The organism is Nocardioides hungaricus (assembly GCF_054782915.1).
The window spans coordinates 138,904-153,028 of record NZ_BAAGRO010000066.1 but is presented as its reverse complement, the minus strand read 5'-3'; the positions used below and the strand labels follow the sequence as shown (position 1 = coordinate 153,028).

At 67.2% G+C, this 14,125-nt stretch carries 12 protein-coding genes; 7 read left to right on the top strand and 5 right to left on the bottom strand.

Translation table 11 applies throughout. The features are described 5' to 3' along the window. Window positions 1-12: 12 nt before the first annotated feature. From ACYVKX_RS22915 to ACYVKX_RS22895, 5 genes are all read right to left on the bottom strand, one after another. Window positions 13-294 carry a type II toxin-antitoxin system RelE/ParE family toxin gene (locus tag ACYVKX_RS22915; protein WP_460836017.1) on the bottom strand — a complete coding sequence of 94 codons (282 nt, stop codon included), beginning with the start codon at window positions 292-294 and terminating at the stop codon, window positions 13-15. Window positions 295-758: 464 nt separating this feature from the next. Further along, complete coding sequence (locus ACYVKX_RS22910) at window positions 759-1,130, bottom strand: phosphotransferase (protein ID WP_460836016.1); 372 nt, start codon at window positions 1,128-1,130, stop codon at window positions 759-761. A gap of 364 nt (window positions 1,131-1,494) precedes the next feature. Then, a complete protein-coding gene (locus ACYVKX_RS22905; protein ID WP_460836015.1) occupies window positions 1,495-1,896 on the bottom strand; it encodes a type II toxin-antitoxin system VapC family toxin in 402 nt (133 codons plus the stop codon). Further along, window positions 1,881-2,156 carry a type II toxin-antitoxin system Phd/YefM family antitoxin gene (locus tag ACYVKX_RS22900; protein ID WP_460836014.1) on the bottom strand — a complete coding sequence of 92 codons (276 nt, stop codon included), beginning with the start codon at window positions 2,154-2,156 and terminating at the stop codon, window positions 1,881-1,883. The genes ACYVKX_RS22905 and ACYVKX_RS22900 overlap by 16 nt, the downstream gene beginning before the upstream one ends. Further along, the gene (locus tag ACYVKX_RS22895) at window positions 2,153-3,361 is read right to left on the bottom strand and encodes an MFS transporter (RefSeq protein ID WP_460836013.1); all 1,209 of its coding nucleotides are present in this window, start codon (window positions 3,359-3,361) and stop codon (window positions 2,153-2,155) included. The genes ACYVKX_RS22900 and ACYVKX_RS22895 overlap by 4 nt, the downstream gene beginning before the upstream one ends. A gap of 90 nt (window positions 3,362-3,451) precedes the next feature. On the opposite strand from ACYVKX_RS22895, the gene ACYVKX_RS22890 reads away from it, so the two are divergent. The 7 genes from ACYVKX_RS22890 to ACYVKX_RS22860 all read left to right on the top strand — a co-directional run bounded on the left by ACYVKX_RS22890 (window position 3,452) and on the right by ACYVKX_RS22860 (window position 14,116). Continuing rightward, complete coding sequence (locus tag ACYVKX_RS22890) at window positions 3,452-4,651, top strand: winged helix DNA-binding domain-containing protein (RefSeq protein WP_460836012.1); 1,200 nt, start codon at window positions 3,452-3,454, stop codon at window positions 4,649-4,651. Window positions 4,652-4,660: 9 nt separating this feature from the next. Then, window positions 4,661-5,368 (top strand): TIGR03936 family radical SAM-associated protein, encoded by a 708-nt coding sequence (locus ACYVKX_RS22885; protein ID WP_460836011.1) that lies wholly within the window; start codon window positions 4,661-4,663, stop codon window positions 5,366-5,368. Window positions 5,369-5,655: 287 nt separating this feature from the next. Then, window positions 5,656-8,445 carry an Rne/Rng family ribonuclease gene (locus ACYVKX_RS22880; protein ID WP_460836010.1) on the top strand — a complete coding sequence of 930 codons (2,790 nt, stop codon included), beginning with the start codon at window positions 5,656-5,658 and terminating at the stop codon, window positions 8,443-8,445. Between the two features lie 579 nt (window positions 8,446-9,024). Further along, entirely contained in the window at window positions 9,025-10,257 is a 1,233-nt protein-coding gene (locus tag ACYVKX_RS22875) for a flavin-dependent oxidoreductase (RefSeq protein WP_460836009.1), read from the top strand. Window positions 10,258-10,417: 160 nt separating this feature from the next. Next, window positions 10,418-12,787, top strand: coding sequence for a xanthine dehydrogenase family protein molybdopterin-binding subunit (locus ACYVKX_RS22870; protein ID WP_460836008.1), 2,370 nt, complete (start codon window positions 10,418-10,420; stop codon window positions 12,785-12,787). Beyond that, window positions 12,784-13,638 (top strand): FAD binding domain-containing protein, encoded by an 855-nt coding sequence (locus ACYVKX_RS22865; RefSeq protein ID WP_460836007.1) that lies wholly within the window; start codon window positions 12,784-12,786, stop codon window positions 13,636-13,638. The genes ACYVKX_RS22870 and ACYVKX_RS22865 overlap by 4 nt, the downstream gene beginning before the upstream one ends. Then, complete coding sequence (locus ACYVKX_RS22860; RefSeq protein ID WP_460836071.1) at window positions 13,628-14,116, top strand: (2Fe-2S)-binding protein; 489 nt, start codon at window positions 13,628-13,630, stop codon at window positions 14,114-14,116. Before ACYVKX_RS22865 ends, ACYVKX_RS22860 begins: the two co-directional genes overlap by 11 nt. The last annotated feature ends 9 nt before the right edge of the window (window positions 14,117-14,125 follow it).

Sequence of the window (14,125 nt, the reverse complement as noted above, 5' to 3'; positions counted from 1 at the left end):
GGCTCTCTCCTCTCAGTGGTAGTCGACGATCTCAACGTCGGCCGGTCCGTTCGGTGTCCAGACGAAGCAGATCCGGAACTGGTCGTTGACCCTGATCGAGTGCAGGCCGGTCCGATTGCCGACCAGCTTCTCCAATCGATTGCCCGGCGGCACTCGTAGGTCGTTCAAGTTCTCTGCGCGATTGAGGATCAAGAGCTTGCGGTAGGCAGAGCGCTGGACGTCCGGCCCCAGCTCTCGTACGTGCTTGCGCTCCCAGACCTTATGCGCCGCCGAGTTGGCGAAGGACTGGATCACTGCTCAATGATAACGCGGCGCGTCAACATTCGCTTCGAGCCTGCTCCTCCTTCGTGGCTGAGTCGGGCAGTGGCGTGGCGTGTGCCCCCGTCGCGCGCAATTGCGCTGGAATGGCAGTGTGAGCCACGGTCGCGGTGTCGTAGCGGCGCAATTGCGCTGGGTCGGCAGCAGGAGCCGCCGTGGTGGTGCTGTCATGGCGCGATTGCGCTGTTATGGCAGACGCCAAGCGCTACTGACGGAAGGCTGCTGCCGCTGAACGTAGGCGCTCAAGTGTGGACGCAGCCGATCAGTCCGTCTGCGACCCGGTGGTAACCGGCAGCGACAGGTAAGCGACAGATAGAACACGCCGGTGCTGAGGAGCGTGGCGGCCAGCGGCAGCACGAGCGACACCGGGCGCGGTCATGGTCGGGCCGCCCCGTCGCAGTAGCCGGCTGGAGTCGAGGAGTGCCGCCGGTCGGCTGACGTCAGAGCAGGCTGTCGGCGTCGGTGCGGTAGAGCGCTGCGTCCTTGGACAGCACCGGATTCGCCAGCCGCAGCGCCGCCGCGTCGCTGAAGTTCGCGAGCTCGAGCAGGCGCTTGCGGAGTACGGCGAGCAGGCGGGTCACCGAGCACGTCGTACCGTAGGCCGCCAGCAGCCTCCGCAGTCGTCGGCGCCGCTGGTCGTGGTCGAAGTCATCTCCCCAGACGGCGGTCGACAGCGGCGCGAGGCGGTACGCCAGGTAGCAGAGGTCCCAGAGCCGCGGCCCGGGTGATGCGTAGTCCCAGTCGATGGCGCCGACTGCGACGCGGTCTCGGAAGACCAGGTTGTACGGCGCGAAGTCGTTGTGGCAGATCACCTCGGCCGGCTCGTGGACGGGCGCACGCCACGGCCCCGCGGTGGTCGAGACCGACCGTCGCGTCGTGGATCGTGCGCAGCAGCCGGGCTGCGGACGTCAGCGCGTCCTCGCTCCAGACCCACGAGGGCATCGGGTACGCCGGCACCGTGCCGTCGAGGAACGAGAGCACCTCGCGGCCGTCGGTGACCGCGAGCGGCGTCGGTACGCCGTCGACCCCCGCGGCGTGCAGGCCCCTCAGCAGCGCGTGCACCGCCGGAGTCCACTCTCCGGCCTCGCGGACGACCGTGTCGCCGCGACGCCACACCGCGCCCATGTTGCCGCCCAGGGGTGTCGCGTCATCTGCCACGGCGGGCTCCCGTCCGCCTCACTCCGGGGCGGTGGCCGCGACGTCGGGGAGGTCGCCGAAGCGTGCGGCGGCGTCCCGGCTCACGATGGTGCGCCCGGTCTCGGCCGCGTGGGCCGCGATGATCAGGTCGTGCGGTCCGCGGGGGCGGCCCGTGCGGTGCGTGTGCGCGAGCAGCTTGGCGTGCTCGACGGCGGTCGACTCGGTGTAGTCGGCCACGTCGACCCAGTCCCTGAGGTCCGCGAGCGCGGTCAGGCGCGCGGCTCGGCGCAAGGTCGTGCTGGCACGCTCCGCCCCTGCGCGGAACTCTGCGACCGAGATGGCCGCCATCACGATGTCGTCATTGTCGAACTGTCGGCGGTCGAGCCGGTCGCGCTCGTAGTCGACCAGGACGTTGGTGTCCAGGATCAGTCGTCGTCCCATGGGTCTCCGTCGTCGGGGAGCAGGAGGGCGCGGGTCTCCTCGATCGTGCGCCTGATCTCGTCGGCGTCCTCGTCGGTCAGGCGGGAGGGTCCGCGCTCCTCCAGGGCCCGGCGGAGCTCGCGCCCGGTCCTGCGCGCCGCCGGCCGGATCTCGGCGACGACGGTCCCGCCACGGGTAACGGTGACGGTCTCGCCGCGTTCGACCGCGTCGAGGAGGTCGGAGAAGCCCCGGGACGCCTCGGTGGCGGTCATGCTCCTCATGGAATCAGATTATCAGATCGATGTGCGAGCTGGTCCTCGACCATCACCGGACGCGACACGTACCCCGCGAGCGGGAGGAGCGGCAGCGCCAGCGCCAGCAGCAGCACGAGCGGCCAGGTCCAGCCACCGGTCGCGTCGCGGACGACGCCGACGAGGAACGGCCCGACCGCGGCGAGCAGGTAGCCGGTGGACTGGGTGAAGGCCGACAGCGCGGCGGTGCCCTCCGGCGTGCGGGCGCGCAGGCCGATCAGCGTGAGGATCAGCGGGAAGGTGCCGGTGGCGATGCCGATGAGGAGCGCCCACACGATGGCCAGCGAGTGCGGCGCGAGCATCAGGCCGACGAAGCCGACGGGGTACACCGAGATCACGGTGTAGAGCACGCGGCGCGGGTCCTCGCTGCGCGCGAGCACGTTCGGCAGCCACAGCGACAGCGGGACCGCCGTACCGGCGAGGACCCCGGCGAGGACGCCGGCTGCGGCGGCGGAGTAGCCGCTGTCGCGCCAGAGCTGGGCGAACCAGCCGAAGATCGCGTACGCCTGCAGCGACTGGAGGCCGAAGAACACTGCCATCGCCAGGCCGAGGCGGGTGCGCGCGACCTGGCCGAAGGTGATCGTCCGTGGCGCGCGCTCGAGGTTGCGGTCATGGGCGACGAGGGAGAGCCAGGGGAGCGCGGCGACGATCGCCAGCGCGGCCCACGCGCCGAGCCCCCAGCGCCAGCCGCCGAACGCGTCGGAGATCGGCACGGTCAGCACCAGCGCCGCGGTCAGGCCGGCCGACAGCGCGGTCGTGTAGATCGCGGTGACCCGGCCGATCCGGTCGGGGAAGTGCAGCTTCACCAGCGAGGGGAGCAGCACGTTCGCCATCGCCATGCCGCCGAGCGCGAGCAGCGAGAGCGCCAGGAACAGCGCCTCGCTCCCGGTGACCGCCCGGCCGAGCAGGCCGGCGGCCGCGGCGAGGATCGCGAGCAGCGTGACCCGGTGGATGCCGATCCGGTGGGCCGCGGCCGGGGCGAGGGCGCCGAACACGGCGAACGCGATCACCGGCAGCGACGTCAGCAGGCCGGCGGCCGGACCCGACATCGAGAAGGCGGCGCGCGCCTCCGCGAGCACCGGGCTCACGCTCACCGCGGTGGGCCGGAGGTTGAACGACAGCAGGACGATGCCGACCAGGATCAGCGCCGTCGCCCTGCGCGCGTTCGTGCTCACTCTGCTCATCACTCTCTGTTCATCACTGGGGGCATCGTCTCAGGCGCCCTGTCGGCGGTCTTCGGCAGGCTCTGCTGAATGATGGGCCACATGCGGACCGTGACCGACGGCGAGAGGCGACAACGGCTCGCCCACCACCATGCGCTGGCGCCCGGACACCGTGCCGCCGACCCGGAGGCCGCGACCCGTGGGATGACCGTCCTGCACGCCACCGAGGCGCCCAGCGTCTACCTCTCGCTGTGGGCACGCGTCGACGGCCTGACGGTCGCCGACGTCGACCGGGCGCTGTACGACGACCGCAGCCTGGTCAGGCAGCTCGCGATGCGGCGCACCCTGTTCGTGTTCCCGCGCGACCTGCTGCCCGCGGCCTGGGGCAGCGCCTCGGCCCGGGTCGCGACCGCGCTGCGCGCCCGCCTGGTCAAGGAGGTCGAGCACGGCGGCATCGCCGCCGACGGCGCCGCCTGGCTGGCCACCGCCGAGGCCGCGACCCTGGCCCGCCTCGCCGATGGCTCCGAGCTCTCCGCAGCGCAATTGCGCGAGCTGGTGCCCGAGCTCGACGGCCGCCTCGACGTCGGCAAGGGGGCGTACGCCGCCAACGTCTCGGTCGCGCCGCGCGTGCTCACTCAGCTCGGCGTCGATGCCCGGATCGTGCGCGGACGCAACGGCGGCCACTGGCGTACCGCCCGGCCGCAGTGGACCGCCATGGCCACCTGGCTGGACCCATCAGAAGGTCACGTGCCCGAGCCCCTCGAGGAGCGGGAGGGGTACGCCGAGCTGGTCGGTCGCTGGCTGCGCACGTTCGGCCCCGGCACCGAGGCCGACCTGGTGTGGTGGCTCGGCTCGACCAAGACCGCCGTGCGCGGGGCGCTCGCCGACCTCGGCGCGGTCGAGGTCGCGCTCGAGGACGGCCGTCCGGCGTACCTCCTGCCCGACGACGCCCTGGCCCAGGACGAAGAGCCGCCGGTCGAGCCGTGGGGCGCGCTGCTGCCGGTGCTCGACCCGACGGTGATGGGCTGGAAGGAGCGCGACTTCTACCTCGGACCGCACGGCCCGATGCTCTTCGACACCAACGGCAACGCCGGCACCACCGCCTGGTGGGATGGTCGCATCGTGGGCTGCTGGGCGCAGGATCCCGACGGTGTCGTCGTGCTCAACCTGCTCGAAGACGTCGGCGCCGACGCCCGCGCCGCGCTCGCCGCCGAGGCGGCGCGGCTGACCGCGTGGCTGGAGGGCCACCGGGTGAGCACGGTGTACCCCTCGATGGCGATGAAGCAGGCGGTCGGGTCCTAACCTGGACCGGTGCGTGACCAGCCCGAGCAGCAAGCCCCGCCCGTCCAGCGGCTCCGGATCCGCTATGCGAAGCGCGGCCGGCTCCGGTTCACCAGCCACCGCGACTTCAGCCGGGCCTTCGAGCGCGCCATCTTCCGGGCCCGGGTGCCGATGGCCTACTCGTCCGGCTTCAACCCCCACCCCCGGATCTCGTACGCCGGCGCCGCCCCGACCGGGGCCGCGAGCGAGGCGGAGTACCTGGAGATCGGGCTCGCCGAGGTCGTCGACACCACCGTCGTTCGGACCCTCCTCGAGGAGGCGCTGCCGGACGGGCTGGACGTGCTCGAGGTCGTCGAGTCCCCGGGCGGCTCGCTCGCGGACCGGCTCGAGGCCAGCCGATGGCGGCTCGACCTGGACGCGCCCGCCGACGCGGTGACGGCCGCCGTCGCCGCCTTCCTCGCCACCGGTGCCGTGCCGGTGCAGCGGATGACCAAGAAGGGCCTGCGCGAGTTCGACTGTCGCGCCGCCGTGGTCTCCCTGCGGGTGCTGGCCGGCGCCCGGCTCGAGCTGGTGCTGCGGCACCAGGAGCCCGCCGTACGCCCCGACGACGTGCTGTCCGGGCTCGCCTCGGTCGGCGGCCTGGAGATCGCCGGTGCGCCGCTGCTCACCCGGCTGGCTCAGGGCCCCCTCGACACCGTCACCGGGGAGGTCGGCGACCCGCTGCGCTTCTCGGATTGAGGGACGACAGCCGTTCGTGTGCGATACTCGCCATGGTCGAACCGGACAACCGTCCGGAATGACTCGACGACGATCGTGTTCGTCGCCAGACCGCGACGCGGCCCGGCAGGTCGGTGACAGCGACCAGCCAGACACACCAGAGTCACTCTCTGGCGGGCCCGGCGACCGCGGCAGGTGACGAGGAGGACGCCGTCGCCACCAGAAGGCTTTGCGCCATCGGCTCTGAGTACCCGGGCCGGTGACGTCGGACCGCTCGGGCGCAGCGCGCCGGAGCGCTAGGAGTGCAGATGGCCGACGAGTTCCAGGCCGGAACCGACACCCCTGCCGCGGAGGCCCCCGAGGCTCCCGAGGCAGACCAGAAGCCCGCCAAGAAGGCCGCCGCGAAGAGGACGGCGACCAAGAAGGCGGCCGCGAAGAAGACCACCACGACGAAGGCGGCCGCCAAAAAGGCGGTCGCCAAGAAGTCCACCACGACGAAGGCGGCCGCCAAGAAGACGGCCGCCAAGAAGGCCGTCGAGAGCGCTGCCGTCGAGAAGGGGCCCGACGAGGCCGTCGAGGCTCCGCCGGGCGCCCCGGCCGCGCCGGGCGCCCCGGCCGTGCTGTTCCAGACGCCCGAGACGACCGTGACCACTCGGCCCCGGCGTACCCGCAAGGCCGCCGACCCGAAGCCCGATCCCGAGGCTCCGGAGGAGCCCGCGGCCGAGGAGAAACCGGCGAAGAAGACCGCCGCCAAGAAGCCGGCTGCCAAGAAGACCGCCGCCAAGAAGAAGGCCGAGCCGGAGGCACCCGCGGAGGAGCCCACGGCCGAGGACGAGGAGTCCGAGGACACCGAGGGTCCGGCCGAGGGCACCGGCTCCGGTCGCCGTCGGCGCCGCCGGGGTGGTCGTCGCCGCCGCAAGAGCGGCGAGTCCGCCGAGGGCGACGACGCCGCCGAGGAGGAGTTGGGCGCCGAGGCAGCCGCAGAGGACGGACAGGGCGAGAGCAGCTCCTCGCGGCGCCGCCGACGCCGCCGCCGCTCCGGCGAGGACGGCGGGGAGGGCTCCGACGACCCGGAGAACACCGTCACCCGGGTCCGCAGCCGCCGCTCGGTCGAGGACGAGATCACCGCGGTCTCCGGGTCGACCCGCCTGGAGGCCAAGAAGCAGCGCCGCCGCGAGGGCCGCGAGGCCGGTCGCCGCCGCGCGCCGATCGTGAGCGAGGCCGAGTTCCTGGCCCGCCGCGAGTCGGTCGACCGCCAGATGGTCATCCGCCAGCGCGACGACCTCACCCAGATCGGCGTCCTCGAGGACCGGGTCCTCGTCGAGCACTACGTCGCCCGCGAGTCGCAGACCTCGCTGATCGGCAACGTCTACCTCGGCCGGGTCCAGAACGTGCTGCCCTCCATGGAGGCCGCGTTCATCGACATCGGCAAGGGGCGCAACGCGGTCCTGTACGCCGGCGAGGTCAACTGGTCCGCGCTGGGCCACAAGGACGGCCAGCCGCGCAAGATCGAGTCGGTGCTGTCCTCGGGCCAGACCGTGCTCGTGCAGGTCACCAAGGACCCGATCGGCCACAAGGGCGCCCGCCTGACCAGCCAGATCAGCCTGGCCGGCCGGTTCCTGGTCTATGTGCCCGACGGCACCACGAGCGGCATCTCCCGCAAGCTCCCCGACACCGAGCGCAACCGCCTCAAGGCGCTGCTCAAGGAGATCGTCCCCGACACCGCCGGCGTGATCGTGCGGACCGCGGCCGAGGGCGCCAGCGAGGAGGAGCTGACTCGCGACGTCGAGCGGCTCAAGGCCCGCTGGGAGGACATCGAGGGCAAGGCGAAGGGCAGTGCGCCGCAGCTGCTCTACGGCGAGCCGGACCTGACCCTCAAGGTGGTCCGCGACCTGTTCACCGAGGACTTCTCCAAGCTGGTCGTCCAGGGCGACGACGCCTGGGACACCGTGCAGGGGTACGTCGCGCACGTCGCCCCCGACCTCGAGGACCGCCTCGAGCGGTACGAGCCGGGAGAACACGGCCAGGGCGGCAAGGCGGACGTCTTCGCCGAGTACCGCATCGACGAGCAGATCGCCAAGGGCCTGGACCGCAAGGTCTGGCTGCCCTCGGGCGGCTCGCTGATCATCGACCGCACCGAGGCGATGACGGTCGTCGACGTCAACACCGGCAAGTTCACCGGCTCCGGCGGCAACCTCGAGGAGACCGTCACCAAGAACAACCTCGAGGCGGCCGAGGAGATCGTCCGCCAGCTCCGGCTGCGCGACATCGGCGGCATCATCGTCGTCGACTTCATCGACATGGTCCTGGAGTCCAACCGCGACCTGGTGCTCCGCCGCCTGGTCGAGTGCCTGGGCCGCGACCGCACCCGCCACCAGGTCGCCGAGGTCACCTCGCTCGGCCTGGTGCAGATGACCCGCAAGCGGATCGGCACCGGCCTGCTCGAGGCGTTCAGCGAGAACTGCGAGCACTGCCAGGGCCGCGGCCTGATCGTGCACGACCACCCGGTCGAGCCCAGGCGCGGCGGTGGCGACGAGGAGGCGCGCCGCGGCAGCCGTCGCGGCGGTCGCCGCGGCCGCGGCGGCGACGACGCTCCCAAGGAGGCCCCGAAGCCGCCGAGCCCCAAGGACGTCGCCGCGATGGCCAAGCCCGAGGCGCCGGAGCTGGTCGAGCCCGCGGTGGTCGAGCCTGTCGAGACCGAGCCCCCGGTGGTCGAGCCTGTCGAGACCTCCGAGCCGGCCGGGGAGCCGGTGGCCGAGCCCGTCGAGACCCTCGAGCCCGAGCCGACTCCCGAGCCCGAGCCGGTCGCCGAGGAGGCCCCGGCCGCTCCGGAGCCGCCGAAGGTCGTGACCCGCACGCGTCGTCGTTCGGCCAGCCGGCCCGCCGGCCCGCCGGTCGCCGAGGAGCTCCCGGCCCCGGTCGGCATCGTCGGCAGCGTCGGCGCCCCGCCGGCGGACGGCATCGTCGAGCCGGGGACGGCGGACACCGAGCCGGGCACGGGGCCAGGCATCGAGCCGGGCGCCGAGTTCGACCTGGAGGGCGAGCACCCCCACGTCGAGCACGTCCCGATCAAGAAGAAGGGCTCCCGGAAGCGCTGAGCGCGACCGGCGCCGGCGGACGCAGGCGGGAGAGTTGGCGGCGGTCATCAGCAGGCCCATGCCCATGGCGGCTGGCGCGAGGAGGGTCGCGACGGCACCGTGAGCAGGGCGTCGAGCGCCCGGCCGGCCATCAGCCAGGTCCATAGAGGCCGAGCGTCTGGTGGTGCTCCGCCAGCCCACACCCGGCGGCTTAGCCTCGATCCGTGGACCGGCTGCGTTGTGCGGTCCTCTGCTCGGCGGGGTTGACGTAGAGGTGCCTTCTGGGCATTGCCTCATGCCGGTTCGCCGCGAGCCACGCTTGGGTCATCTGTGCCGCCACGGTCCACAACCTGCTCTGTGCGACCGCCCGAACAGCCCCCTCTGCCCACCCCTCCCGGATGTCCGCAGCGACATCAGAGCAAGGCACCCCCCATCTGAGACCCGATCCACCTCTCGTGAGGTACCGATTTGCCCCAGTAGATAATATAAAGTAGTTTGTGCATCCTCATGACACTCGGCAGGCCACCTAGGGTTCGCGGCTCGATGAAGTGCGTCACCACCACCTTCTGAGCGCACCTGGCGATGAAGAAGAGAGGGCGTATGAACGATCACCCCAACATCCTGATCGTCGGGGCCGGTGTAGGCGGCTTGGTGACTGCTCTGCATCTGCAGCGCATCGGCATCGATTGTTCGATCATCGAGGCAGTGCCTGAATTTGGGCCCGTGGGGGTCGGCATCAACATCCTTCCGCATGCCTCGCAGGAACTCGGCGACCTTGGCCTGAGAGCCGCGCTGTCGAGCGAGTCAGTTCTTACCCGAGAGACAGCCTTCTATAACCGCTTTGGGCAACTCGTCTATCAAGAGCCAAGTGGGACTGCGGCAGGATATTCGAACCCGCAGTACTCCATCCACCGAGCGGCGTTGCATTCAGTCCTTCTGGACGCAGTCGAAGGTCGACTCGGGCAAGACGCGATCTTGCGTGGACATCGCCTCCTGAGGTTTGACCAAGACAGCGAGACGGTCAGGGCCCAAATTGAGCGCGCCGACGAGAGCCACGTAGAGATCCGTGCCAGCGCCCTCGTTGGAGCCGATGGGATCCATTCGGTGGTCCGCAAGCAGTTCTATCCGGCTGAGGGATCTCCTCGGTACTCCGGGGTGACGATGTGGCGTGGAGTGTCGATGTGGGAGCCGTTCCTGGGGGGCGACACGATGGTTCGCGTCGGTTCTCTCGCAACGGGGCAATTGGTCATTTATCCGATTCGCGACCCCTCTCCTGATGGCAAGCAGCTCATCAATTGGGTAGTCGAATTAGAGATCCCTCAGAGGCAAGGCAGGGGATGGAACGAGCCTGGGCACTTGGAGGACTTCATTGATCGCTTTGAGGACTGGCACTTCGACTGGCTAGATGTGCCAAGCATGTTGGCGGCAGCCGAGACGATCTTGGAGTATCCGATGGTGGATCAAGATCCACTTGCCAGGTGGACTCATGGACGTGTGACGCTCCTCGGAGACGCGGCTCATCCCATGATCCCGCGCGGATCGAATGGTGCCGGGCAAACGATCTTGGATGCGCGTGAACTCGCGACCAATCTGCAAAGCCATCGAGGCGACCTGTGTGCGGCTCTTGCTGCGTACGAGGCCGCACGCAGGCCCGCGACAAGCCAGCTTGTCATCGCCAACCGCACCGAGTCACCGGATGCCATTCTGCGTCTAGTCCACGACCGGACGGGGGGACGCCCCTTCGAGAGAATCGAAGACGTCGCCGATGCGTCAGAGTTTGAAGAAATCTCCGCGAACTACAGGAAGATATCCGGCGCGAGTAGATTCGATTAGCCATCACACGCAGGGAGTCCGGCCGAAGGAACCTTCAGCGACCAAGTTCTTCGGGCGCGCGAGTCTACAAGTGACAAGCCCTGTGATGCGCGCAGAAGGCTCACCAAGGCCGGGCCCTGTCTCTGCCAAATATTTTGTTTATGAAAGGTGCTTCTGAGTCATGGGTTCCAGTGCAGATAATAACGCGTATGTCGGAGCTCCCATTTCTCGAAACGAAGATGACCGACACCTCCACGGGCGTGGCAACTTCCTTGCTGACTTGCATTTCTCTGGCATGCGAGACATCGCCTTTGTGCGAAGCCAAGAGGCACACGGAAGGCTCCTCGAGGTCTCAGCCCCCAATCTGTCTCGGGAGAATTTCTGGATTGCCCAGGATTTCGCCGATGTTAAACCAATTCGTGCGGCGAATGACCACCCCGATTTCCAGGCATCGGATTACGTCCTTCTTGCCACCGATAAGGTGCGCTTTGTCGGTGAGCCGATCGCTATCGTGATCGGCGAGGATAGAGCAACCGCTGAGGACATGGCAGACGAGGTCTTCGTCAACATCGAGCCACTTCCGGCCGTGATTGATGTCGATGCGGCCCTAGAGGATCACTCGGTACGGGTCCACGACCACTGGGCCGACAACCGATTCATGCACACTGCGGCCGAGTTTGGCGACTTGGATGCAGCTGCCTCACAAGCAGCCATCACCGTAACCCGGGAATTTCGGATGGGACGACAGGCCGGCGTCCCGCTCGAGACCCGGGGGTGCCTTGCGTACTTTGACACTAGACTCGATCAACTGGTTCTGTACTCCTCGACACAGTTTCCACATATCATTCGCAGCGCGTTAGCCAGGCAACTCGACATCGAAGAACGACGAGTCCGTGTTGTCGCGCCGGATGTCGGTGGTGGGTTTGGAGTAAAGAACAATCTCAACCCAGAAGAAGTTCTCGTGGCCGCCTTGGCCATGCGGACCGGGTTTCCGGTGCGCTGGCTCGAGGACCGTTGGGAGCATCTCGTCGCCAGCCCCCACGCACGGGAGCACATTTACAGAGTAACCGGGCACGCTTCCGCGGACGGAGACCTTCTCGGAATCGAAGCTGAGATACTAGTCGACGTCGGCGCCTACTCTGTGTGGCCGTGGACGGCTGCTCAGGAAGCGGGGATGGCGTCCGGGATCATTCCTGGGCCGTATCGCCTCAAGAACTACCGCTTCCGGACCTCGAGTGTGGCCACCAATAAGTCACCGATGGGACCGTACCGAGGTGTTGCTCGCCCGGGTGCCTGCTTCGCCATCGAACGGACTATCGACGAGCTGGCAAACTCGATTGGCATGGAACCCAAGGATATGCGGATCCGGAACATGTTGCGCCCCGACGAGTTTCCCTACACCTCGGTGACGGGGAAAGTATATGATAGTGGGGACTACGCGATGAGCGTGAAGGGCGCCGCCCGCCTGCTGAGTCACGATAAGGTGAGGGCCCGTCAAGTAGAACTTCGAACGGACAGCGATCCGTGCGCCCGGCGACGGATCGGAATTGGCTATGCGTCGTATACGGAGCAAACGGCCCATGGACAAGTGGAGTGGGCAAGTCGTGGCCTCCCGGTCGGATTCGGTTTCGAATCTGCAACGGTGGCTATAGATCCATCTGGCAGCGTAACTATCCGTACAGGTATTCAAAGTCACGGGCAGGGTCTCGAGACCACACTAGCCCAGGTTGCTGGTGATGTCCTTGGAGTTCATCCCTCACAGATCTCGGTTAGGCATGGTGATAGCGAGACCTCTCCCTATGGTATGGGCACGTTCGCGTCCCGCAGCATGGTCATGGCAGGAGGGGCCACACATCGAGCGGCTCAGAAGGTCGCGGAGAAGTTGAAAGCCATCGCAGCAGGGCTGCTTGGGTGCAATTCAAGTGCCATCAGCTTGAGCAACGGTCAGGCCTTCGCGAATGAAAAGTCGGTTGGCTTTGCAGAGATTGCCGATGCCGCATACTTGCATGTAGATCGGCTCCCAAAGGGCTTGGACCCAGTTATCGAATACACAGAGCGATACAGGCCATCGATCGAGACCGGCACTTTCTCGTATTCGACTCATGGCGCAGTCGTCGAGGTGGACACTGAAACCGGTGAAGTGGCGCTTATTGACTACGGCGTCGCTGAAGACTGCGGCCGGGTGATCAATCCGATGATTGTCGATGGGCAGATCATCGGGGGCGTCACCCAAGGCATTGGCACGGCCTTGTACGAGGAGATCCCCTACGATGCTAACGGGCAGCCCAAAGCAACCACGTTGATGGACTATATTTTGCCGGGCGCAACCGAAGTGCCTCCTATAAAAATCGAGCATCAAGAGACACTCTCCCCCTTCACCGAATTGGGAATCAAGGGCATGGGAGAAGGTGGAGCAATCGCTCCTCCTGCTGCGATCGCGAACGCAGTCGCAGATGCCCTGCTACCGCTGCGGGTTGAGATCAATATCACGCCGATGACCCCGGAGCGGGTCTGGTGCGCCATTCAAGCTGCACAAGAGGCTGCCTCGTGAAGCCCGCGCCCTTTGTCTACCTGCATGCCGCATCTGTCGAAGAGGCCCTGGATCTCTTGGAACAGTACGGGGACGAGGCAAAGGTTATCTCCGGAGGTCAAAGTCTCATTCCTCTCTTGAATCTGCGGTTGTCGTTTCCTTCGGTTCTCATCGACGTAGGCGCGATCGGATCTCTCCAAGTCAGTCAGGATCGAGGAGCTAGCGTAGCGTTTGGCGCGGCGGTCCCTCACAGCCTTTTCGAGGACCGCGTTGTGCCCGACCCAAGCCGCGGTCTCCTTGCTCGCGCTGCAGCCGGCATTGGCTACCGTGCGATCCGGACCCGTGGAACTATCGGTGGGAGTCTGTGTCATGCGGATTCATCAGCGGAATGGCCGCTTGTTCTCTCAGCCATGGACGCTCAACTCGTGGTTCGCAGCACTTCGGGACAGAGAATGATTCCAGCGCGATCCTTTGTTCGCGGATTCTTCACGAACGCGCTCGAGGATGACGAGTTGCTGACAGAGATTGTCGTGCCAAAGTTCGACACCATGACGCGTTGGGGGATATATAAGTCTGCGCGGCGTCCGGGCGAATTTGCTGAATCTTTGGCCGTGGTGATCGCACATGAAGACGATGATGGGAGTCGGCATATCGAAGCCTGGCTCGGCGCTGCCGCCGATGTTCCATTGAGAATTTCAGGCTTGTGTGACAGGGATGGGACTGCTGCTATGAGTCTCACTAGCAAGGAAGTGCACGAAGCCGTTCAGGGCTCGCTGGCCTCGCCCACGAGCCAAGAGGAACGCTATCGCAGCCACCTGCACGGAGTAGCCATGTGGCGCGCCGTCAAGTCGATGGGTGTCAATGATGAGTAAAAGTCCGCAGGGCAACCGGGTTGATACCAGTTTGAGAGTGAATGAGGGCGAATTCGCTGTAACAGCGCCCGGTAGAACGTCACTAGCGGAGACCCTCCGGGACGAGCTTGGTCTCAAGGGTACCCACTTGGGTTGCGAACACGGTGTATGTGGTGCGTGCACTGTCTTTCTCGACAATCAACCGATCCGCTCTTGCACGACGCTCACTGCTTCGTGCGGCGGAAAGTCGGTGACCACCATCGAGGGAATCGATGGGTGGGAGGTCGAGGCCTTGCGGCGGGCGTTCACCAAGCATCACGCCCTGCAATGTGGATTTTGCACGCCTGGAATGCTGGTGACGGCGGTTGATATCATCCGGCGAAAGCCCAATATATCTCCCGCTGAAGCTGCCCTTGAACTAGGCGGCAACATTTGCCGCTGCACAGGGTACGCTGGAATCGTTCGTGCCGTCTGTGAGGTCGCTGCGCAGGGCAGTTGACAATAAGGC